The sequence below is a fragment of the Streptomyces blattellae genome, from assembly GCF_009709555.1.
Taxonomy (GTDB): domain Bacteria; phylum Actinomycetota; class Actinomycetes; order Streptomycetales; family Streptomycetaceae; genus Streptomyces; species Streptomyces blattellae.
On record NZ_WJBG01000187.1, the window covers coordinates 35,974 to 56,654 of the forward strand.

Sequence of the window (20,681 nt, forward strand, 5' to 3'; positions counted from 1 at the left end):
CCTTCCGCAGAGTCGTAAGACGACCTCCGCCGCGCCACTACACTGCCGTACTACATACGCGTCAGGCCCACAGCGTCGTGCGTCTCCACGCGGCCAAGCACCCCTCCACCGCCTGCGGCCGTCGGGACGGCCGTCCGCATTGGACATGTGAGGACTCACGTGAGCTCGAACCCCGTCGTACTCATTGCTGAAGAGCTGTCGCCCGCCACCGTCGACGCGTTGGGGCCGGATTTCGAGATCCGGCACTGCAACGGAGCAGACCGAGCCGAACTGCTCCCCGCCATCGCCGACGTCGACGCGATCCTGATCCGCTCGGCCACGAAGGTGGACGCCGAGGCGATCGCCGCCGCGGGCAGACTGAAGGTCGTCGCACGAGCCGGCGTCGGCCTGGACAACGTGGACGTCTCCGCCGCCACCAAGGCCGGCGTGATGGTCGTCAACGCCCCCACCTCGAACATCGTGACCGCCGCCGAGCTGGCCTGCGGTCTCATCCTCGCCACCGCCCGCAACATCCCGCAGGCGAACGCCGCGCTGAAGAACGGCGAGTGGAAACGCAGCAAGTACACCGGCGTGGAGCTGGCCGAGAAGACCCTCGGTGTGGTCGGGCTCGGCCGTATCGGCGCGCTCGTCGCCCAGCGCATGTCCGCCTTCGGCATGAAGGTCGTGGCCTACGACCCCTACGTGCAGCCCGCGCGCGCCGCGCAGATGGGCGTCAAGGTGCTGTCGTTGGACGAGCTGCTGGAGGTCTCCGACTTCATCACCGTCCACCTGCCGAAGACCCCCGAGACCCTCGGCCTGATCGGCGACGAGGCGCTGCGCAAGGTCAAGCCGAGCGTGCGCATCGTCAACGCGGCGCGCGGTGGCATCGTCGACGAGGAGGCGCTGTACTCCGCCCTCAAGGAGGGCCGGGTCGCCGGTGCCGGTCTCGACGTGTACGCGAAGGAGCCCTGCACGGACTCGCCGCTGTTCGAGTTCGACCAGGTCGTCTCCACCCCGCACCTCGGCGCCTCCACCGACGAGGCCCAGGAGAAGGCCGGTATTGCCGTCGCCCGCTCGGTCCGCCTCGCCCTCGCCGGTGAGCTGGTCCCGGACGCGGTGAACGTCCAGGGCGGCGTCATCGCCGAGGACGTCAAGCCGGGCCTGCCCCTCGCCGAGCGCCTCGGCCGGATCTTCACCGCGCTCGCCGGTGAGGTCGCCGTCCGCCTCGACGTCGAGGTGTACGGCGAGATCACCCAGCACGATGTGAAGGTGCTGGAGCTGTCCGCCCTCAAGGGTGTCTTCGAGGACGTCGTCGACGAGACCGTGTCGTACGTCAACGCCCCGCTGTTCGCCCAGGAGCGCGGCGTCGAGGTGCGGCTGACCACCAGCTCGGAGTCCCCCGACCACCGCAACGTCATCACCGTGCGCGGCACGCTCGGCAGCGGCGAGGAGGTCTCGGTCTCCGGCACGCTGGCCGGTCCCAAGCACCTGCAGAAGATCGTCGCGGTCGGTGACTACGACGTGGACCTCGCGCTCGCCGACCACATGGTGGTGCTGCGCTACGAGGACCGTCCGGGAGTCGTCGGCACCGTCGGCCGTATCTTCGGTGAGGCCGGGATCAACATCGCCGGGATGCAGGTCGCTCGCGCGGTGGCGGGCGGCGAGGCGCTGGCCGTGCTGACCGTCGATGACGCGGTGCCCGCGGGAGTGCTGGCCGAGGTCGCGGAGGAGATCGGGGCGACGTCCGCTCGCGCGGTGAACCTGGTCTGAGGCCCCGTTCGGGCCTTGTCCTCAACGCCGGACGGGCTGAGGGTTTCCTCGGCTCGTCCGGCGTTTCGCATGCCCGCTCCCGCACCCCCACCCGCCGGCGCGCTGGCGTCACGACAGCGGGACAAGACCCCGGACACGCTCTGCTGCGCCAGGTCAGGGACGCCGCCAGCCGGAAATGACCCGCCCCTCGCGCATCTCGACGACCCGGTCCGCGAAGTGCCGTACGACCGCCCGGTCATGGCAGATGAACAGATAGCCCAGGCCCAGGTCGTCCTGGAGGTCGGCGAGCAGGTTCAGCACGCCGGCCCGGACGGACGGGTCCAGGGCCGACACCGGCTCGTCGAGGACCAGCAGGCGTGGGCCGGAGGCCAGCGCGCGGGCGATTCCGGCGCGTTGGCACTGACCGCCGGAGAGTTCGTGCGGGCGGCGGTCGCCGTACGACGGGTCCAGGCCCACCCGGTCGAGGAGTTCGGCCACTTCGCCGGGGGTGGGCCGGCGCCCCTGGACACGCAGCGGTTCCGCCACCGCGTCGCGGATGCGGTGGCGGGGGTTCAGGGAGCCGTAGGGGTCCTGGAAGACCGGCTGCATCCGGGGGCGGAGCGGGCGCAGCTCGCGGTCCGTCAGGCTCGTCAACTCCTGTCCTTCGAAGTGGACTTCACCGCCGTCCGGGCGGCGCAGCTGGAGCACGGCCAGGGCGGTGGACGACTTGCCGCAGCCGGAAGGGCCGTTCAGGGCGAGGGTCTCGCCCGCTTCCAGCGAGAAGGACACCCGGTCCACCGCCGTGACCGTGCCGTATCGGACGACCAGGTCGCGTACGTCAAGAAGAGGCACGGTACGCCTCCTGGAGCAGGTCGGGGGTGTCGGCCCAGCGGTGGCAGGCGACCAGACGCCCCGCCACCTGCTGGGGCTCGGGTTCAGTCGCGTGACAGGCGTCCGCCGCGAGGGAGCAGCGCGGCGCGAAGGCACATCCGGGCGGGAGAGCACCCGGGGCGGGCGGGGTGCCCGGGAGGGCGGGCAGACGGCGGCGCCTGGGCGCATGTTCCGGAAGCGAGGCCAGCAGGCCCGCCGTGTACGGCGCCCGGGGACGCGCCAAGACCTCGTCCGCCGGGCCGAGTTCGGTGAGGCGCCCGGCGTACATCACCAGCATGCGGTCGGCGTGCTCCCGTACGACGTCCATGTCGTGCGTGACCAGTACGAGCGCCGCCCCGACCGCCTCGCGCCGCTCGCCGAGCACGCGCAGCACCTGGTCCCGGTGCTCCTCGTCGAGGGCGGTGGTCGGCTCGTCGGCGACGACGATGTCCGGTTCGTTGACCGTGGCCATCGCGATGACCGCGCGCTGGCGCATGCCGCCGGAGTACTCGTGCGGATACGCCCGTGCCTTGCGCGCCGCGTCCGGGATCCCCACGCGTTCGAGCGCCGCCACCGCCCGTGCCCGTGCCTCCTTGCGGGAGACGCGGGCCACCGACCGTACGGCGGCGGCGAGTTGGTCGCCCACCGGGTGCACCGGGGAGAGGGCGGAGAGGGCGTCCTGGGGGACGAGTGCGATACGACGGCCGCGCCGGTCCGACAGGTCAGGCCGGATCGTGCCGCCCGTCGTCGCGCCCGCCGGCACCATGCCCAGCAGCGCCCGAGCCGTCAGCGACTTGCCCGCGCCCGACTCGCCCACCACGGCGAGCACCTCACGCGGGCGCACGTCGAAGGACACCCCGCGCACGGCCTCCACCCCGTCGAAGGCGATCCGCAGATCACGCACCGACAACAGCACGTCCGGCTCCACCGGGCGCCTCCTTCCTGGCACGGGTCACACCGGTCACCCGGGTCACTCGCCTTCCTTGTGCGTACGACGCTCCCGACACCGCGAGCCCCGCCAGCAGGGCCAGCGCCACGGCGGGCGCGAGGGCGGCCCACGGCGCCCGTTCCACATAGGCGCGCGACTCGTCGAGCAGCAGGCCCCACTCGGGCGCCGGCGGCTGTGCCCCCAGTCCCAGGAAGCCCAGCGAGGCCAGGGCGAGGGCCATACCGGGCAGTCGCAGCAGGGCGTGCCGGGCGACCGGCGCGGCCACGGACGGCAGCACATGCCGGGTCAGGATCCACCACGGCGTCGCCCCGATGGCCCGTTGGGCGGTGAGGAACGCCGACGCGCGTACCTCCTGCACCAGCGCCGCCGCATGGGCGGCCAACGGCGGCCAGGAGATCAGCGCGACCGCGAAGGCCGCACCGCCCGTGCCGGGCCCGGCGGCGGCCGCGACCAGGATCCCGACGATCACCGGCGGCAGCGCGTTCGCGATGTCCGCCGCGCCCGCCGCGACGCCCGGCAGGAAGCCGAGGCCCAGCGCGAGCACCAGGCTGACCAGGCATACGCCGGCCGCGGTGCCGACCGTCGGCGCGGCACCGTGCCCGAGCCGGGCGAGTACGTCCCGGCCGAGTCCGTCGGTGCCGAGCGGGTGGCTCCACGAGGGCGCGGCAAGGCGGGCGGCGGTGTTCACGGCGTACGGATCCCGCGCCAGGCCCCAGCCGATCGCCACGGCAAGGACGGTGAACAGCGTCAGCGGGATCGCCGGGTGGGTACGGACCGGCCGGACCGGCGGCAGGGAGAGCCCGGCGTCACGCAGCGCGGGCCCCAGCAGCCGCCGCCGCAGCAGAGCCGCGACGGCACCCGTCACCAGGCCCAGCGCGAGCAGGGCGAGCACCGCCCCCTGGAGCAGCGGCAGGTCCTGCGACTTGGCCGCCCCGAGCGCCGTACGCCCGATGCCCGGCACCGCGAACACCGTCTCCACGGCCACCGCACCCCCGGTCAGACCGACGGCGGCCATCCCGAACTGCGGTACCAGCGGCGGCAGTACGCGCCGCAGGGCCGCCGCCGCGATACGTGCCCTGCTCACCCCGGCGCCCCGCCACAGCTCCACCCACCGCTCGTCCAGCACGGCGGGCAGCGCGTCCGCGACCAGTCGGCCGAGGATGCCGCCCGCCGGGACGCCGAGTGCGAGCGCGGGCAGGACCATGTACTCGGGCCCCTGCCAGCCCGAGGTCGGCAGCCAGCCCAGCCACACCCCGCAGACCAGCAACGCGACGGTGGCCAGCAGGAATTCGGGTACGGCAGCCAGCATCGCGGCCCCCGCCCCGGCCGACCCCCGCCCCCGTACCAGCACGGGCGCGACCAGCACGCAGGCCAGCACCACCGCGAAGCCGAAGGCCGCACCCACCAGCCCCAGCGACACCTGGAGCCCGGCGGTGACGGACGGCAGCACCTCGGTGCCGGACACCCACGACGTCCCGAGGTCCCCGCGCACCAGATCGGAGGCCCAGCTCCCCAGCAGCGAGAGGGGACCGGCGTCCAGCCCGAGATCCCGTCGTACGGCGTCCAGCGCCTCCTTCGTCGGCTCCTGCTCGGCGGACCTGGCCCGCAGGACCGTCAGCGCGGGGTCCCTGCCGGAGAGCCAGGGCAGCAGGCCTACGGCGGCCAGGACCGCGACGAGACACAGGGCCCGGGTCACCCCGGCGGCGGTCGGCCTCACCTGACGTACGTGTCCGCCGTGACCAGCTCACGCTCGCGCGGGTCGTGCGCGGCGCCGACGACACCGGCCGCGTCGCCCTGGATCACGCGCTCGTGGAGCATCGGGACGGCGGCGTCGGTGGCCAGCACGGCGGCCTCGGCGTCGATGACGGCCTTGCGGCGCGCGTCGCCCACCGCGGTCTCGCCCGCGCTCTTCAGCGCCTTGTCCACGGAGTCGTCCGCGAGCTGGGAGATGTTGAAGGAGCCGTCGGAGGCGAAGTCGCTGTAGAGGTACGCGGCCGGGTCGCCGGAGTCCAGGACGGTGGCCCGGGACAGGATGAACGCGTCGAACTCGCCCGCCAGCGCGTCCGATTCGATGTTGGCGTACTCGCGGACGTCCAGCTTCACCTTGAAGCCGGCCTTCTGGAGCTGCTGTTGCAGGGTGGCGGCGACCTCGGGCAGCTCGGCGCGGTCGGTGAAGGTGCCGATGGTGACGGTCTGGCCGTCCGCCTTCTTCGCCGCCGTCCGCCGCACGTCGGTGCGCAGATCGGCGGCCCACGGCAGCGCGGGCCCGAGCAGCCCCTCGGCGACGTCCGCGCGCCCCTCGTACACGCCCTCCACGATCGACTCGGCGTCGATGGCCTCGCGGGCGGCGGCCCGCAGCGAGGCGTCCTTGAAGACGCCGCTGTCGGTGTTGAGGTACAGCGTGTTGGTACGCGGCATCGGCACCTCGGTGATCAGCTCCTCGTCCAGCAGCGCCGCCTGCGACACCGGCACGGCCTCGACGATGTCGGCCTCACCGCTGCGCAGGGCGGCGGCGCGGGCGGTGCCGTCCGGCACGAATGTCACGTCGATGCCGGGAGCCTTGGCCCGCTCGCCCCAGTAGTCGTCGTAGCGGTCGAGGGAGGCGGACGAGGTGCCGCCCACCTTCGTCAGCTCGAAGGGGCCGGTGCCCGCGCCGACGGGGTCGACCGTGTTCCCGGTGTACGCCTTCGCGGCGAGGATCGACAGCTGGGGCGAGCTGAGCCGCTGCGGGAGCAGGGGGTCCTCGTCGGCGGTGGTGACCGTGACGGTGCCGGAGTCCCGCGCTTTCGCGGTCAGCTCGACGCCGTCGAGGATGCGGGGCTTGGGGGAGGCGGTGGCCGCTTCGGTGAGGGAGTTGACGACGGCCCGCGCGGTGAGCTGCGTACCGTCGTGGAAGGTGACGCCGTCCCGGATGGTGAAGGTCCACGTCTTCCCGGACTGCGTCCACTCGGTGGCCAGGGCCGGCCGGGCATCGCCGTCCGCGTCCAGCTTCACCAGGGTCTCGGCGGTGGACCAGCGCGACAGCTTGAACGCGTCGTCGGACAGCGGGGAGAGCCCCGAGCGCGGCGGCTGCATCATCGCCAGGCGGACGCGATTCCCCGCGTCGGAGGAGGCTGACTCACTCGACGCGAAGCAGCCGGTGAGCAGCGCGGAGGCCGCGGCGACCGCGGAGAGGGGCAACAAGCGGGCGGGCAGGCGCACGGGACACTCCGGGTAAAGACGTGGTCAAAGGTTGAGCGCGCGACGACCGTAGCATGATGACAATCATTTTCATATCCCGCTTGATCGCTGCGGGCGGCCTGCCTGCAGCGAGATCGCGGCTGTGTCAGAGTCGGGTGCCCTTGAGGGCCATGTGGAGCAGGAGCCGGTCCTCGCCGTCGTCGAGGGCGAGGCCTGTCAGCTTTTCGACGCGGGACAGCCGGTAGTAGAGCGTCTGCCGGTGGATGCCCAGTTCGGCTGCGGTGCGGGCGGCCTGGCCTGCGCAGTCGAGGTAGGCCTCGGCGGTGCGGGCGAGTTCGCGGTGGGCGGGGGAGAGGAGGGGAGCGACCGCCGGGTCGTGGGTGGCCGCCGGGGGCAGGGAGGTGAGGAGCCGGTACGGGCCGATGCGGTTCCACTCGGCCACCGGTCCGAACCGGGGTTCCGCGAGGGCGGCACGCGCGGCTGCCGAGGCCTCCTGCCAGGCGGTGCCCAGCTCGGCGAGACCGGTGCGCGGTTCGCCGACCCCGGCCGCGCCCGCTCCCTCCTTGAGCAGCCGCGCCGCCGCCGCGAGCGCCGGGGTCCGGGCGTCCGCCGACCGCAGCCGGACCAGTACGGCGAGGCTCTGGCCGGCGGTGCCCCACGGGACCGTGCACAGCGCCGTCGCGTGCGGGACCGTACGGGCCGACGGGGCGTCGTCCGGGTCCGCCGACGGCCAGGGCGCGGCACACACCACGGCGTGCGGGCCGTCCCCCCGAGGGCCCAGCGCGGTGCCCAGCGCCGCCACCGCCATGTCCCGCTGCCAGCCGCGCTCGGCGGTCAGCACCGCGCGCAGCTCACGCGTGAGATCCGCGCCCGCCTGTGCCTCGTCGGCGAGCAGCGCGCCGATCCGCCCGGTCACGTCCATCGCGGCGGCGAGCTGCTGCCCGGTGGGCCCCGGCTCGCCGTCGAGCAGCCAGACGTAACCGAGGACGACACCGCGATGGCGTACGGGGAGACAGATCCGCCCCCGGTGGACCCCCGCCTCCGGAGTGGGCGGGATACGGACCGGGGCGGTCGCGCGCGTGATGCCGAAGCCCTCGAACCACGCCCGCACCGCCGCCGTCGAGCGCCGGGTCAGGATCGAGCGGGCACGCACCGGGTCCAGGGCCGACGCGTCCAGCTCGTCCTCGCTGTCGTACGCGCCGAAGGTGATCAGCTCGAAGTCGCGGTTCTCCAGTGTCGCCGGGACGCCGAGCAACTCGGAGATCTCGTCGACCAGCTCCTGATAGTCGTCCGCTCGGTGGAAGGATGGAGTATCGGCGGTCACCCGGGCATTCTCCCGCAGAACCGCAGGGCCTTCATACATCTGTCTGAGAACTGCGGCACGGATGCGTGACAGCTGTCGATGGCCGACGATCGGAGGGATCCTTAGGTTTCACGGTGGTTCTGTCTGCTGGTTTGTGGAGGTGCCCCGTGCTGGCTCCCGTGATTCTCGCCGCGTCGCGCAGCGACCGGATGCGACGCCTGATCTCGGCGGCCCCGGTGACCAAGCAGGTCGTCGACCGGTTCATCGCGGGCGAGACGGTCGACGACATCGTGCCGGTCATCCAGGACCTCACGTCCAAGGGTCTGGAGCTGACCATGGACGTCGTCGGCGAGGACATCACCACCCCCGAGCAGGCCGGGGCCGCCCGCGACGCCTACCTGGAGCTGGTCGGCCGGCTGGGGGAGCTGGAACTGGGCACGCGTGCCGAGATGTCCGTCAAGCTGTCGATGTTCGGCCAAGCCCTCCCGTCGCCCACCACCGCCCTGCCCGTTGGGCCCTCCGGGCCCGCCCCCGCATTCCGCAGCGGTCACGAACTGGCCCTCGCCAACGTCCGCCCGGTCGTCGAGGCCGCCGCCGCCATCGGCACCACGGTCACCCTGGACGCCGAGGACCACACCACCCTCGACTCGATGTTCGCCATCCACGACGAACTGCGCAGGGACTTCCCGCAGACCGGCTGCGTCATCCAGGCCTACCTCTTCCGCACCGAGGCCGACGCCAGCCGCCTCGCCGCGAACGGCAGCCGCGTACGGCTGGTGAAGGGCGCGTACAAGGAGCCCGCCGAGGTCGCCCACCAGCGGAAGCACGAGATCGACAAGGCGTACGTCCGCGTCCTCAAGGTTCTGATGGAGGGCGACGGGTACCCGATGATCGGGTCGCACGACCCGCGCCTGCTCTCCATCGCCCAGGAACTGGCCCGGCGGGCCGGGCGCAAACTCGACGAGTACGAGTTCCAGATGCTGTACGGGATCAGGACCGACGAACATCTGCGACTTGCCGCCGAGGGCCACCGCATGCGCGTCTACACGGCCTACGGCACCGACTGGTACGGCTACTTCATGCGACGGCTGGCGGAGAAACCGGCCAACCTGCGCTTTTTCGCTCGCAGCATGCTCACCCGAGGCTGATCGATGATGCACGCGCTGAGTTTTTCGGCCGGGGGGCCGGGGGTTGTCCCCCGGGAAGGCACAGCATGCGACGGCTGGCGGAGAAACCGGCCAACCTGCGCTTTTTCATACGCTCGATGGTCAGCAAGGGGTGATGCGCTGGATGAGCGGCGAATGTCGGGCCCCGAGAGACGCTCGGAGGCCGGCAGCCGCCGCCCCGCGGCCGGTTGAGCCGGACCCGGTTCCGTGGAAAGGAGTTACGGAACCCGTGACTCCGACCCCTGGAGAGCTTCTCACGAGCCCGCCGAGGCGAGTTCGTGACGGTCAAGCCCTGACCGCTGCTCACGATACGCAACGGCTTCAGCTCCCCGCGGCTGGAGCCCGGGAATGACTCGGAAGAGGTAACCCATGGACGCTGTGACCCAGGTCCCCACCCCCGTCAACGAGCCGGTGCACGGCTACGCCCCCGGCTCGCCCGAGCGCGCCCGGCTGGAGGCCAGGCTGAAGGAGCTGGCCGAGAACCCGGTCGACCTGCCGATGACCATCGGCGGTGAGAAGCGGATGGGCGGCGGCGAGGCCTTCCAGGTCGTGCAGCCGCACAACCACAAGGCCGTCCTCGGTACGTACCGCAACGCGACGCAGGCGGACGCGCGGGACGCGATCGACGCGGCGCTCGCCGCCGCGCCGGGCTGGCGTGCGATGTCCTTCGACGACCGTGCCGCGATCATCCTGCGCGCGGCCGAGCTGCTGTCCGGGCCGTGGCGCGAGACGCTGGCCGCCTCCACCATGCTCGGCCAGTCCAAGACCGCCCAGCAGGCGGAGATCGACGCTCCCTGCGAGCTGATCGACTTCTGGCGCTTCAATGTCGCCTACGCCCGACAGATCCTGGCCGAGCAGCCGGTCGCCAACTCTCCGGGCGTCTGGAACCGCCTCGACCACCGCCCGCTGGAGGGCTTCGTCTACGCGATCACGCCGTTCAACTTCACGGCGATCGCGGGCAACCTGCCGACCGCGCCCGCGCTGATGGGCAACGTCGTCGTCTGGAAGCCGTCCCCGACGCAGACCCATGCCGCCGTGCTGCTGATGCGGCTGCTTGAGGAGGCCGGTCTGCCCAAGGGCGTCATCAACCTCGTCACCGGTGACGGCATCGAGGTCTCCGAGGTCGCCCTGGCCCACCGCGACCTCGCCGGCATCCACTTCACCGGCTCGACCAAGACCTTCCAGTACCTGTGGAAGACCGTCGGCGCCAACATCGAGAAGTACCGCTCCTACCCGCGCATCGTCGGCGAGACCGGCGGCAAGGACTTCGTGGTCGCCCACCCGAGCGCCGACCCCGCGATCCTGAAGACCGCGCTGACCCGCGGTTCCTTCGAGTACCAGGGCCAGAAGTGCTCGGCGACCTCCCGGGCGTACATCCCGGCGTCGATCTGGAACTCCGGCTTCCGTGAGGAGTTCGCGGCCGAGGTCGACGGCATCGCCATGGGCGACGTCACCGACCTGTCGAACTTCATCGGCGCGGTCATCGACGAGCGCGCCTTCGCCAAGAGCAAGGCCGCGATCGACCGCGCGAAGGAGGATCCGGCCTGCACGATCGTCGCGGGCGGCTCCTGCGACGACGCCGTCGGCTACTTCGTCCGCCCGACGGTCGTCGAGTGCACGGACCCGGCGAACGAGGTCTTCACCACCGAGTACTTCGGCCCGTTCCTCGCGGTGCACGTCTACGAGGACGAGCAGTACGAGGAGATGCTGACCCAGATGGAGTCGGTGTGCGACTACGCGCTCACCGGCTCGGTCATCGCGGGCGACCGCCAGGCTGCGGCGTACACGATGGACAAGCTCCGCTACGCGGCCGGCAACTTCTACATCAACGACAAGTCGACCGGCGCCGTCGTCGGCCAGCAGCCCTTCGGCGGCGGCCGCGCCTCCGGCACCAACGACAAGGCCGGCGCCCCACAGAACCTGATGCGCTGGACCCTGACCCGCGCCATCAAGGAGACCCTGGTCCCGCCGACCGACTACGGCTACCCGCACATGGGCTGACGGCCCGCTCCGACCCCCGCCCCCGCTCCGGATCCCCCCTCCGGAACGGGGGCGTTCTGTGCGGGCGGCCCGCCTGCGGGACGTGTCCGGGGCGCCACGTGAACCTACTCGGCGATCTCCGTCCGCTCCCACCACTCGTACACGGGCAGCCTGCCCTCCGTGGTGTCCTCGTGCCGCTCGGTCGGCCGGAAGTGCTCGTATCCGCCGCGCAGCTTGATCTTGACGTCTGCTCCCGGGGGCGGGACCGGGACGATCCGCTCGGGCAGATCGTCCGGGCCGCCCGCGAGGAGTGCCCTGGTCGTATCGCTCATGAGGTCACGGGTACCCCCCTGCCGTGGCCTGAAGTCGCCTGTCGAGAAGAGGATCAGTCGTGTGGGCGACGGGACTGCGATGAAACCCCAGGTCAGCGCCGTGTGACCCAGCCCACCGTCTCAGATAGTAGGAAGCCCGAGTAATTGTGGAGACAGGAGCGCGGTCCTCCCATAGCTTTGTAGAAGCCGAACGTCTCGCTCGATCAAGCGAATGGCGGATGTGAGCCGGGCCCCGTGCAGGCAACCCCTGCGGCCCCCGCTCCCCGCCCCACCTGGGGGCACCTCCCACGCCCTTGAGGCAGTGGGGGAGTCTCGGCACCCCCTGTCCGTACTCCAGGTTTGTTCGAAGGAGTCGATTTCTCATGGCCGAGACGACCGCCCGCCGTCGAGTCCGCCGTATCTCCCGTACCAGCGAGTCCGACCGCAAGAACGCGGCCGCCGCCCTCCAGCGCGCCCTCGACCGCCGGGACAACGGCGGCGCGACCGGCCACTGAGCCGGCCCGTCGGACAACGAAACAACCTCCATACCGGGAGCCGCCCGTACGAGGTGCGGTGCGGGGCCTACGCTCCGCGCCGCACCTCCAAGTGGTCGATGCGCTCGCCGCTCTGCGCCGGCGCCGACACCTTCAGCCGTGGCGCCGTACCGCTCTCCGCCTCCACCGAGAGTAAGGAGAAGCCCCGTTGACGCCCTCTCCAGCCCGAGGGCTGGAGATTCCGGTCCGTGCCGCTTCGCGGTACCACCACGGGTTCCTGCTTCACAGGCCCCTGCCGGTCTCCGGGGAGATCGGTCTCACATGGGCCTCCACAGGCGTCACTTCCCGCCCGTCCGGCGGCAGGTGCGCCAACTACGTTGTCGGACAAGGCGACTTCAGCGCCCGCGCCCTGGTCACCGAAGGCGGTGAAGGCGAAGGTCTCCGGGGCCGCCGGCGCCGTACGGAAGGAGCTGATCGTCGAGCGGCGGTCCGGGGAGGCCGGGTCGAAGCCGTCGTGGCCGACGCCGTAGTAGTACGTCGTGCCGGGGCGCAGGCCGTCCAGGGCCACGTGCACGTAGTACTGCTCGAACGCCGGGCGCACGCCCCGGAGTTCGGGCGTGTGCAGATCGCGCACCTCGGCCTCGGTCCTCCGGATCGGCTCCTCGGGCCGGGTGCCGATCCGGACGTACGGCTTCCGCACCGCGGCCGGCACCTGCCAGGAGATCCGCATCTGCGTCTTCGGGTCGGCGCCGAAGGCGAGATGGCGGCCGAAGGGGGTGACGACGGAGCCGGGCACCTTCGAGGTGGCGATGGCGGACGGCCTTGTCCTCCCCCCGACTCCGAGCATCCGGTGAGCAGTCCGCCCGCCAACGCGCCCGCCGTCACCAGCGTGCGGCGGCGGGTCAGTCTGGTGCGCAGGTACTCGTGCTGTTCGGCCATGCTCATCCGGCGCGCGAGCCGCGGGGGAATGCCGAAGTCCGGGAGGCCCATGGCCAATGAACTTCCCAGCGAACCCCAACCCCCGCCATACGTACGGGTGAACGCGGACCGGCGCCGTGGTGTCGCCGTCGATCCGGTTGTCCGTATCGCGGACACCCCGTGTCATCTCATGGGATGGAGGGGTAGGGTGCCGACATGTCTCGCAGCATCAATCTCGCAGTGATTCCCGGTGACGGCATCGGCCAGGAAGTCGTGGCCGAAGGCCTGAAGGTCCTCTCCGCCGTCCTTCCTGAGGATGTGAAGCTGGAGACCAAGGAGTACGACTTCGGAGCCAAGCGCTACCACGCCACCGGTGAGACCCTCACCGACGCGGACGCGAAGGCCCTGAAGAACCACGACGCCATCCTGCTCGGCGCCATCGGCGACCCGTCGGTCCCCTCCGGCGTGCTGGAGCGCGGCTTCCTGCTGAAGCTCCGCTTCCTCTTCGACCACCACGTCAACCTGCGTCCGTCGAAGCTGCTCCCGGGTGTGGACACGCCATTGAAGGGTGAGCCGTCCATCGACTTCGTCGTGGTCCGCGAGGGCACCGAAGGTCCGTACACCGGCAACGGCGGCACCATCCGCAAGGACACCCCGCACGAGGTCGCCACCGAGGTCTCCGTGAACACGGCCTTCGGTGTCGAGCGAGTGGTGCGCGACGCGTTCGCCCGCGCGCAGGCCCGTCCGCGCAAGAAGCTCGCGCTGATCCACAAGAACAACGTGCTGACCTTCGCGGGTCACCTGTGGACGAACATCTTCAACAAGGTGGCCGAGGAGTTCCCCGAGGTCACCACGGAGTACATGCACGTCGACGCGGCGACCATCTACCTGGTCACCCAGCCGGAGCGGTTCGACGTCATCGTCACCGACAACCTCTTCGGTGACATCATCACCGACCTCGCCGCAGCCGTCTCCGGCGGCATCGGCGTCGCCGCGAGCGGGAACATCAACCCGTCCGGCGAGTTCCCCTCGATGTTCGAGCCGGTCCACGGTTCCGCGCCCGACATCGCCGGCCAGGGCAAGGCCGACCCCACCGCCACGGTCCTGTCCGTCGCCCTGCTCCTGCGCCACCTCGGCTACGAGGCCGAGGCCGCCCGCATCGACGAGGCGGTCTCCGCCGACCTCGCCGAGCGCACCGGCAAGCCCGCCCGCTCCACCGCCGAGATCGGCGACGCACTGGCAGTACGAGTAGCCGGCTGACCCTGCCGCGCACTCGCCCCCTCCCGACGTCGTGCGAGCGGGGGACCCAGAAGCCGCCGGGTCACATCGATCCCGGCGGCTTCCCCATGTCCGCCGCCGGGTGTCACCATCGAACTCCGGGTCGCGAACCACGCCGAACAGGCCGATTTCTTCGCCGTCTCCCGCTTGCGATAATCGAACGCGGAGCCGCCGAATGAGGGAATGCTCGGACGTCCTAGCACTGGCCACTGACAGTACTGGCGTGAGCGCGGCCCGTCACACACAACGGTGAAGGACAACCACTCATGACGACGCCCACGATCGAGCTCAAGCCCTCGGCCTCGCCACTCTCCGACGCGCAGCGTGCGGCGATCCTGGCCAGCCCCGGGTTCGGCCGCCACTTCACCGACCACATGGTGGTCATCAAGTGGACGGAGGGCCGCGGCTGGCACGACGGCCAGCTCGTCCCGTACGCGCCGATCTCCCTCGACCCGGCCACCATGGTCCTGCACTACGCGCAGGAGATCTTCGAGGGCCTGAAGGCCTACCGCCAGCCCGACGGCGCCGTCGCCACGTTCCGCCCGGACAAGAACGCCAGGCGCTTCCAGGCGTCCGCCCGCCGACTGGGCATGCCGGAGCTGCCCGTCGAGACGTTCATCGAGGCGTGTGACGTGCTGGTGAAGCAGGACGCGGCCTGGGTCCCGGCGCACGGTGGCGAGGAGTCCCTCTATCTGCGCCCGTTCATGATCGCCACCGAGGTCGGGCTGGGTGTGAAGCCGGCCGGCGAGTACCTCTTCATGGTCATCGCCTCTCCCGCGGGCGCCTACTTCCCCGGCGGCGTCAAGCCGGTCTCCATCTGGCTCTCCGAGGACCGCGTCCGCGCCGTCCCCGGCGGCATGGGCGACGCCAAGACGGGCGGCAACTACGCGGCCTCCCTCCTCGCCCAGGCGGAGGCCGCCGCAAAGGGCTGCGACCAGGTCTGCTACCTCGACGCCGTCGAGCACAAGTGGATCGAGGAACTCGGCGGCATGAACCTGTACTTCGTGTACGGCGACCGGATCGTCACCCCCGCCCTCACCGGTTCCATCCTGGAGGGCGTCACCCGCGACTCCCTGCTCACCGTCGCCCGTGACCTCGGCTACACCTCCGAGGAGGGCCGCATCTCCATCGACCAGTGGCAGCGCGACGCCGAGAACGGCTCCCTGACCGAGGTCTTCGCCTGCGGTACGGCAGCCGTGATCACCCCGGTCGGCACCGTCAAGCGCCGGGGCGCCGAGTGGCAGCAGTCGGGCGGCGAGCCGGGCGAGGTCACGCTGAAGCTCCGGCACGCCCTCCTCGACATCCAGCGCGGCGTCACGGAGGACCAGCACGGCTGGATGCACCGGCTCGGTTAGACCCCGGCCGTCCGGGCGGGCGCACGTCCATGTCGCCGCCTGAGGTGATCGACCGCATTCTGAGACAACCGTGAGCGAGGCGCGGGGGCTGTGCCAGACTGCCCCCGTGCTCTCGTTCGCCATGATTATTGGCAGCAGACGCGCCGGTCCGCAGTGACCGCCACGTACGACCAGGTACGGGCGGACACCGTCGTCCTCGACCCGCGCGCAGACCTCTCGCACCCGCGAGGGGTTTTTCGCTTTTCTGGCCCACCTACAGCCGGGAGCGCAGCGCGAGGGAACATTGGAGGACGGTGGAGCCGGTCATTCCGGTAACGACCGAGATCCCTTCATCAGGAGCCAACAGATCATGACGGAAACCAGCGAACTCGACGACTCGTTCCACGTCTTCGACACCACCCTGCGCGACGGCGCGCAGCGGGAGGGCATCAACCTCACCGTCGCGGACAAGCTGGCCATCGCACGGCACCTGGACGACTTCGGCGTGGGCTTCATCGAGGGCGGCTGGCCCGGCGCCAACCCGCGGGACACGGAGTTCTTCGCCCGTGCGCAGGCGGAGATCGTCTTCAACCACGCCCAGCTGGTCGCCTTCGGCGCCACCCGTCGCGCGGGCGGCAAGGCGAGCGAGGACCACCAGGTCAGGGCGCTGCTGGAGTCCGGCGCTCCGGTGATCACGCTGGTCGCCAAGTCCCACGACCGGCACGTCGAGCTGGCGCTGCGCACCACACTCGACGAGAACCTCGACATGGTCCGCGACACGGTCTCCTTCCTGAAGGAACAGGGCCGCCGCGTCTTCGTCGACTGCGAGCACTTCTTCGACGGCTACCGCGCCAACCCCGAGTACGCGAAATCCGTCGTCCGTACGGCGTCGGAGGCGGGCGCCGACGTCGTGATCCTGTGCGACACCAACGGCGGCATGCTCCCGGCGCAGGTCCAGGCGGTCGTCTCCACGGTCCTGGCCGACACGGGCGCCCGGCTCGGCATCCACGCCCAGGACGACACCGGCTGCGCCGTCGCCAACACCCTCGCCGCCGTCGACGCGGGCGCGACCCACGTCCAGTGCACGGCGAACGGCTACGGCGAGCGCGTCGGCAACGCCAACCTCTTCCCCGTCGTCGCGGCCCTGGAGCTGAAGTACGGCAAGAAGGTCCTCCCCGACGGCCACCTCCGCGAGATGACCCGTATCTCGCACGCGATCGCCGAGGTCGTCAACCTCACCCCCTCCACCCACCAGCCCTACGTCGGCGTCTCCGCCTTCGCGCACAAGGCCGGACTGCACGCCTCCGCGATCAAGGTCGACCCCGACCTGTACCAGCACATCGACCCCGAGCAGGTCGGCAACACCATGCGCATGCTGGTCTCCGACATGGCCGGCCGCGCCTCCATCGAGCTCAAGGGCAAGGAACTCGGCGTCGATCTCGGCGGCGACCGCGAACTGGTCGGCCGGGTCGTCGAGCGGGTCAAGGAGCGGGAGCTCAGGGGCTACACGTACGAAGCGGCCGACGCGTCCTTCGAGTTGCTGCTGCGCGAGGAGGTGGAGGGCAGGTCGCTGAAGTACTTCGAGGTCGAGTCCTGGCGCGCGATCGTCGAGGACCGCCCCGACGGCACCCACGCCAACGAGGCCACCGTGAAGCTGTGGGCCAAGAGCGAACGCATCGTCGCCACGGCCGAGGGCAACGGCCCGGTCAACGCCCTGGACCGCGCCCTGCGGGTGGCGCTGGAGAAGATCTACCCGCAGCTCGCCAAGCTCGACCTCGTCGACTACAAGGTCCGCATCCTCGAAGGCAAGCACGGCACCCAGTCCACGACCCGCGTCCTGATCTCCACCTCCGACGGCGAGGGCGAGTGGTCGACGGTGGGTGTCGGCGAGAACGTCATCGCCGCGTCCTGGCAGGCACTGGAGGACGCCTACGCCTACGGGCTGCTGCGGGCGGGCGTGGTGCCGGCGAAGTGAGCCGGCCCTCCCCGGCACCCGCCCGCTACAAGGCCGTGTCGCGCTGCCTCGGCATCGGGTCGGCGCCCCGGTCACGTCCGGGCATCCGGTCCAGGCGGAACAGCCCGGCGCCGCCCGCCCGCTGCCCGGGGGCGTGCGCCGTGGAGCGGGTCAGCTCCTCGACGCCGTCCGCCAGGTAGCCGATCCAGGCCGTGCTCTCCTCCTCCATGATCCGCTGGGTGTCCATCCGCAGCCGCTCGATGATGCCCAGCAGCGTGGCCTGCTCCTTGTCGCTGGGCGCGTCGGTGGTCCTCAGGTAGGCCTGCGCCCAGTCGGCCTGGGCCTTCTTGAGGACCTGCTGCAACGAAACCTCGGTGCGGATGTAGCGGGTCCAGGAGGCGGAGAAACCGAAGATCCGGTCGAACAGGACACAGCCCGCGCCTCCGGCCAGGAACACGAAGCCCCATTCCGGCTGGATGCTCTCCGGAACGGCCGCGTGCACCAGCGGCGTGAGAGTGCCGACGATGCCCAGCAGCGCGGCCAGCGCCCGCAGTGTCCGCGACCACCGAGACGGACGCCGGCGCTTCTCCAGATACCAGCCGATGGCGCCCGTCACCTCGCGCTCGGCATGCCGGAACAACTCCCACAGCAGCTCGACCCGGGTACGCGACCGGTCCAGCTCGCTGAGTTCGGACACCGTCATGTCGGCGGCCCTGCGTCTGCGGAGCATCCCCCTGCCCTTCTGCTGCGACTGGTGCGCCGTCCACGGCGGCGAGGGCATCGTAGCGGCCCTGCGGAACTGACGTCGGCCTATCGTCGAGGGCGCCCGATCTACAGGTATTTCAGGTACTTTCGACAGTATGAAGGTCGCGATACCGGGCCGAGGCTTCATCGGACTGCTGATCGCCCTGGCGCTCGCCGCACTGACCGTCGTGTCGGTGAGCGCCCCGCGCGCCTCCGCGGCCACGAGCGTCTCGGCCGTAGCCGAAGCACTCAAGGACAACCCCGTCTACGTCGACCCGGCCGCCTCCGCGCAGCTGTCGGCGTCGGACGCGGACACGCTCGCCGAGCAGATCAAGGACGCGGACAAGCCGCTGTTCGTGGCGGTTCTGCCCGCGGACCAGCCCACCGACAACCTCTTCGAGAACCTGCGCACCGCGACGGGCATCACGGGTGCCTACGCGATCCGGGTGGGCGACGACTTCGACGCGAAGGCCGACTCGTCCGTCCTGTCGAACGACGCCGTACGGAACCTCGTCACCAGCGTGCAGGACGAGCCGAACGCCCAGAGCCAGCTCACCGCCTTCACCGACCGGGCCCTGGCCAACATGGGCGGTTCTGCCCCGTCCTCCTGGGGCTCCACCGGCACCGACGACGGCGTTCCGGTCGCCGGGCTGATCACGATCGGCGCGGTGCTGGCGGCCGGCGGCGCGGGCGCGTACTCGCTCGTACGCCGCAACCGGCTCCGGCACGAGGAGGAGCAGCGGGCCGCACTGGAGAAGCTGCGGGTCGTCGTCGACGAGGACATCACCGCCTTCGGCGAGGAGCTGGACCGCCTCGACTTCCATCCGGGGGAGCCCGGCGCGGACGACGCCATGCGGGAGGACTACGAGCACGCGCTCGACGCCTACGACAAGGCGAAGACGCACATGGCGCAGGCGGAGAAACCCGAGCAGGTCCGTGCCGTCACCCAGTCCCTGGAGGACGGCCGTTTCTCGCTGGCCCGGCTGGCGGCGAGGCGGGAGAAGAGCCCGTTGCCCGAGCGGCGTCCGCCGTGCTTCTTCGACCCGCGGCACGGCCCGTCCGTCGCCGACGAGACATGGACGCCGTCCGGCGGCGCACCGCGCGAGGTGCCCGTCTGCGTCGCGGACCGGTCCCGGCTGGCCGACGGCCGCGATCCGATGGTCCGCGAGGTGGACACCGACTCCGGCCGCCGCCCGTACTGGGACGCGGGGCCGGCGTACGGCCCCTGGGCGGGCGGCTACTTCGGCGGCGGCATCCTGCCCGGCCTGCTGATCGGCACCATGCTCGGCACCATGATGGCCGCCCCCGCCTACGCGGCCGACTACGGCTCCGGTTACGGCGACTTCGGCACCGGCGGCTATGAGGGCGGCGACGTCTCCGGCGCCGACTTCAGCACCGACGACTTCTCCGGCGGCTTCGGCGGAGGGGACTTCGGGGGCGGAGGGGACTTCGGCGGAGGGTTCTGAACCGGTCCGGATCCGACGTGCCGCCCAGGGCCGGGCCCCGGCGCACATCGGCGCCGGGGCCCGGCGGGCCGTACGGGAGCGGGAGTTCAGAGCGAGGATGCGGCCGAGGCGATCGCGGAGGCGAAGGTGGAGACCTCGGTGTAGACGCCGGGGGCGTTCGGGCGGGCGCAGCCGATGCCCCAGCTGACTATGCCGACCTGGACCCACGCGTTGGACGCGTCGCGGCGGAACATGGGGCCGCCTGAGTCGCCCTGGCAGGTGTCGACGCCGCCGGCGGCGTAGCCGGCGCAGATCTCCTCGTTCGCGACGAGGCCGCTGTAGCCGCTGTAGCCGCGGCAGGTGGCGTCACTGACGAACGGCACGTTCGCCTTGAGCATGTACCGCTGCTGGCCGCCGTTCTCGGTGGCGGCGCCCCAGCCGGCGACCGTGAAGGTGCCGGTGTTGTACTGGCTGGTCGTGGCGATGTTCAGCGTGGGCAGGTTGATCGGCTGGGCGAGTTTGATGAGGGCCCAGTCCCTGCCGTTGCCGTTGTAGCCGGGGGCCCGGTAGACGTACGTCGAGCGGACCTGGACGCGTCCGGAGGTGGACTGCAGGTCCACGACACCGGCGGTGGCGGTGATGCTGGTGTCGGGGCCGGTGGAGCCCACGCAGTGCGCGGCGGTGAGCACGATCTGCTGGGTGTAGAGCGCGCCGCCACAGCCCATGGAGAGCCGGACCATGAACGGGAACTCACCCTGTGCGGCGCGGGTTCCGCCGACGACGGGCGCGGGGGCGGCGTGCGCCGCGGACACGGGCTGGAGACTGACGACCGCGAGCACGGCCGCACCGGCGACCGCGCATCTCTTGAGGGCCTTGAGGAGGTTCTGCAACGTGACGCCTTCCGTGGGGGGTTGGCAATCGACCGCCCCTCGCCGGTTCACCTCAGACGGAGGTGTTCCTGGCATGGACCAGTCAATTCGTGGTTGCTGGATTATGAGGACGCTGCGAGCGCGCACACAAGGACCGA

At 71.2% G+C, this 20,681-nt stretch carries 17 protein-coding genes; 8 read left to right on the top strand and 9 right to left on the bottom strand.

The genetic code is table 11. The features are described from left to right. Positions 1–159: 159 nt before the first annotated feature. Positions 160–1,749, top strand: coding sequence for a phosphoglycerate dehydrogenase (gene serA, locus GFH49_RS24660; protein ID WP_155058269.1), 1,590 nt, complete (start codon positions 160–162; stop codon positions 1,747–1,749). A 153-nt stretch (positions 1,750–1,902) separates the two neighbouring features. Here serA and GFH49_RS24665 read toward each other — a convergent pair whose 3' ends face one another. From GFH49_RS24665 to GFH49_RS24685, 5 genes are all read right to left on the bottom strand, one after another. After that, entirely contained in the window at positions 1,903–2,580 is a 678-nt protein-coding gene (locus GFH49_RS24665; protein WP_155058270.1) for an ATP-binding cassette domain-containing protein, read from the bottom strand. Further along, positions 2,567–3,526 (bottom strand): ABC transporter ATP-binding protein, encoded by a 960-nt coding sequence (locus tag GFH49_RS24670; protein WP_155058271.1) that lies wholly within the window; start codon positions 3,524–3,526, stop codon positions 2,567–2,569. The genes GFH49_RS24665 and GFH49_RS24670 overlap by 14 nt, the downstream gene beginning before the upstream one ends. Next, positions 3,495–5,264 carry an ABC transporter permease subunit gene (locus tag GFH49_RS24675; protein WP_155058272.1) on the bottom strand — a complete coding sequence of 590 codons (1,770 nt, stop codon included), beginning with the start codon at positions 5,262–5,264 and terminating at the stop codon, positions 3,495–3,497. Before GFH49_RS24675 ends, GFH49_RS24670 begins: the two co-directional genes overlap by 32 nt. Beyond that, the gene (locus GFH49_RS24680; protein WP_155058273.1) at positions 5,261–6,748 is read right to left on the bottom strand and encodes an ABC transporter substrate-binding protein; all 1,488 of its coding nucleotides are present in this window, start codon (positions 6,746–6,748) and stop codon (positions 5,261–5,263) included. The genes GFH49_RS24675 and GFH49_RS24680 overlap by 4 nt, the downstream gene beginning before the upstream one ends. A 124-nt stretch (positions 6,749–6,872) precedes the next feature. Continuing rightward, positions 6,873–8,090 carry a PucR family transcriptional regulator gene (locus tag GFH49_RS24685; RefSeq protein WP_155058274.1) on the bottom strand — a complete coding sequence of 406 codons (1,218 nt, stop codon included), beginning with the start codon at positions 8,088–8,090 and terminating at the stop codon, positions 6,873–6,875. 107 nt (positions 8,091–8,197) lie between these two features. Between GFH49_RS24685 and GFH49_RS24690 the strand changes: the two genes are divergently transcribed. Next, the gene (locus GFH49_RS24690) at positions 8,198–9,178 is read left to right on the top strand and encodes a proline dehydrogenase family protein (RefSeq protein ID WP_155058275.1); all 981 of its coding nucleotides are present in this window, start codon (positions 8,198–8,200) and stop codon (positions 9,176–9,178) included. A gap of 387 nt (positions 9,179–9,565) precedes the next feature. Beyond that, the gene (pruA, locus tag GFH49_RS24695; RefSeq protein ID WP_155058276.1) at positions 9,566–11,197 is read left to right on the top strand and encodes an L-glutamate gamma-semialdehyde dehydrogenase; all 1,632 of its coding nucleotides are present in this window, start codon (positions 9,566–9,568) and stop codon (positions 11,195–11,197) included. A 104-nt stretch (positions 11,198–11,301) separates the two neighbouring features. Here pruA and GFH49_RS24700 read toward each other — a convergent pair whose 3' ends face one another. After that, on the bottom strand, positions 11,302–11,508 hold the full coding sequence (locus GFH49_RS24700; RefSeq protein ID WP_155058277.1) for a DUF5988 family protein: 207 nt from the start codon (positions 11,506–11,508) through the stop codon (positions 11,302–11,304). 362 nt (positions 11,509–11,870) lie between these two features. Here GFH49_RS24700 and GFH49_RS41035 point away from each other — a divergent pair, with 362 nt between their 5' ends. Beyond that, complete coding sequence (locus GFH49_RS41035; protein ID WP_155058278.1) at positions 11,871–12,002, top strand: hypothetical protein; 132 nt, start codon at positions 11,871–11,873, stop codon at positions 12,000–12,002. 67 nt (positions 12,003–12,069) lie between these two features. On the opposite strand, the gene GFH49_RS41750 is transcribed toward GFH49_RS41035, so the two are convergent. Further along, positions 12,070–12,828, bottom strand: a complete 759-nt coding sequence (locus tag GFH49_RS41750; protein WP_456243057.1) for a fibronectin type III domain-containing protein — start codon at positions 12,826–12,828, stop codon at positions 12,070–12,072. A gap of 287 nt (positions 12,829–13,115) precedes the next feature. On the opposite strand from GFH49_RS41750, the gene GFH49_RS24715 reads away from it, so the two are divergent. From GFH49_RS24715 to cimA, 3 genes are all read left to right on the top strand, one after another. After that, positions 13,116–14,159 carry a 3-isopropylmalate dehydrogenase gene (locus GFH49_RS24715; RefSeq protein WP_155058279.1) on the top strand — a complete coding sequence of 348 codons (1,044 nt, stop codon included), beginning with the start codon at positions 13,116–13,118 and terminating at the stop codon, positions 14,157–14,159. 284 nt (positions 14,160–14,443) lie between these two features. Continuing rightward, entirely contained in the window at positions 14,444–15,532 is a 1,089-nt protein-coding gene (locus GFH49_RS24720; protein WP_155058280.1) for a branched-chain amino acid aminotransferase, read from the top strand. A 349-nt stretch (positions 15,533–15,881) separates the two neighbouring features. Next, positions 15,882–17,486, top strand: coding sequence for a citramalate synthase (cimA, locus tag GFH49_RS24725; protein ID WP_155058281.1), 1,605 nt, complete (start codon positions 15,882–15,884; stop codon positions 17,484–17,486). Between the two features lie 25 nt (positions 17,487–17,511). Here cimA and GFH49_RS24730 read toward each other — a convergent pair whose 3' ends face one another. Continuing rightward, positions 17,512–18,246 (bottom strand): SLATT domain-containing protein, encoded by a 735-nt coding sequence (locus GFH49_RS24730; RefSeq protein WP_196218119.1) that lies wholly within the window; start codon positions 18,244–18,246, stop codon positions 17,512–17,514. Between the two features lie 79 nt (positions 18,247–18,325). On the opposite strand from GFH49_RS24730, the gene GFH49_RS24735 reads away from it, so the two are divergent. Beyond that, positions 18,326–19,675, top strand: coding sequence for a hypothetical protein (locus GFH49_RS24735; RefSeq protein ID WP_155058283.1), 1,350 nt, complete (start codon positions 18,326–18,328; stop codon positions 19,673–19,675). A gap of 86 nt (positions 19,676–19,761) precedes the next feature. Here GFH49_RS24735 and GFH49_RS24740 read toward each other — a convergent pair whose 3' ends face one another. Further along, complete coding sequence (locus GFH49_RS24740; RefSeq protein ID WP_155058284.1) at positions 19,762–20,544, bottom strand: serine protease; 783 nt, start codon at positions 20,542–20,544, stop codon at positions 19,762–19,764. Positions 20,545–20,681: the final 137 nt, after the last annotated feature.

Coding starts and splice junctions, on each gene's coding strand:
- GFH49_RS24685 (WP_155058274.1), bottom strand. CDS start 8,090: ATGTATGAAGGCCCTGCGGTTCTGCGGGAGAATGCCCGGGTGACCGCC.
- pruA (WP_155058276.1), top strand. CDS start 9,566: ATGGACGCTGTGACCCAGGTCCCCACCCCCGTCAACGAGCCGGTGCAC.
- GFH49_RS24700 (WP_155058277.1), bottom strand. CDS start 11,508: ATGAGCGATACGACCAGGGCACTCCTCGCGGGCGGCCCGGACGATCTG.
- GFH49_RS41035 (WP_155058278.1), top strand. CDS start 11,871: ATGGCCGAGACGACCGCCCGCCGTCGAGTCCGCCGTATCTCCCGTACC.
- GFH49_RS41750 (WP_456243057.1), bottom strand. CDS start 12,828: ATGCTCGGAGTCGGGGGGAGGACAAGGCCGTCCGCCATCGCCACCTCG.
- GFH49_RS24715 (WP_155058279.1), top strand. CDS start 13,116: ATGTCTCGCAGCATCAATCTCGCAGTGATTCCCGGTGACGGCATCGGC.
- GFH49_RS24720 (WP_155058280.1), top strand. CDS start 14,444: ATGACGACGCCCACGATCGAGCTCAAGCCCTCGGCCTCGCCACTCTCC.
- cimA (WP_155058281.1), top strand. CDS start 15,882: ATGACGGAAACCAGCGAACTCGACGACTCGTTCCACGTCTTCGACACC.
- GFH49_RS24730 (WP_196218119.1), bottom strand. CDS start 18,246: ATGCCCTCGCCGCCGTGGACGGCGCACCAGTCGCAGCAGAAGGGCAGG.
- GFH49_RS24735 (WP_155058283.1), top strand. CDS start 18,326: ATGAAGGTCGCGATACCGGGCCGAGGCTTCATCGGACTGCTGATCGCC.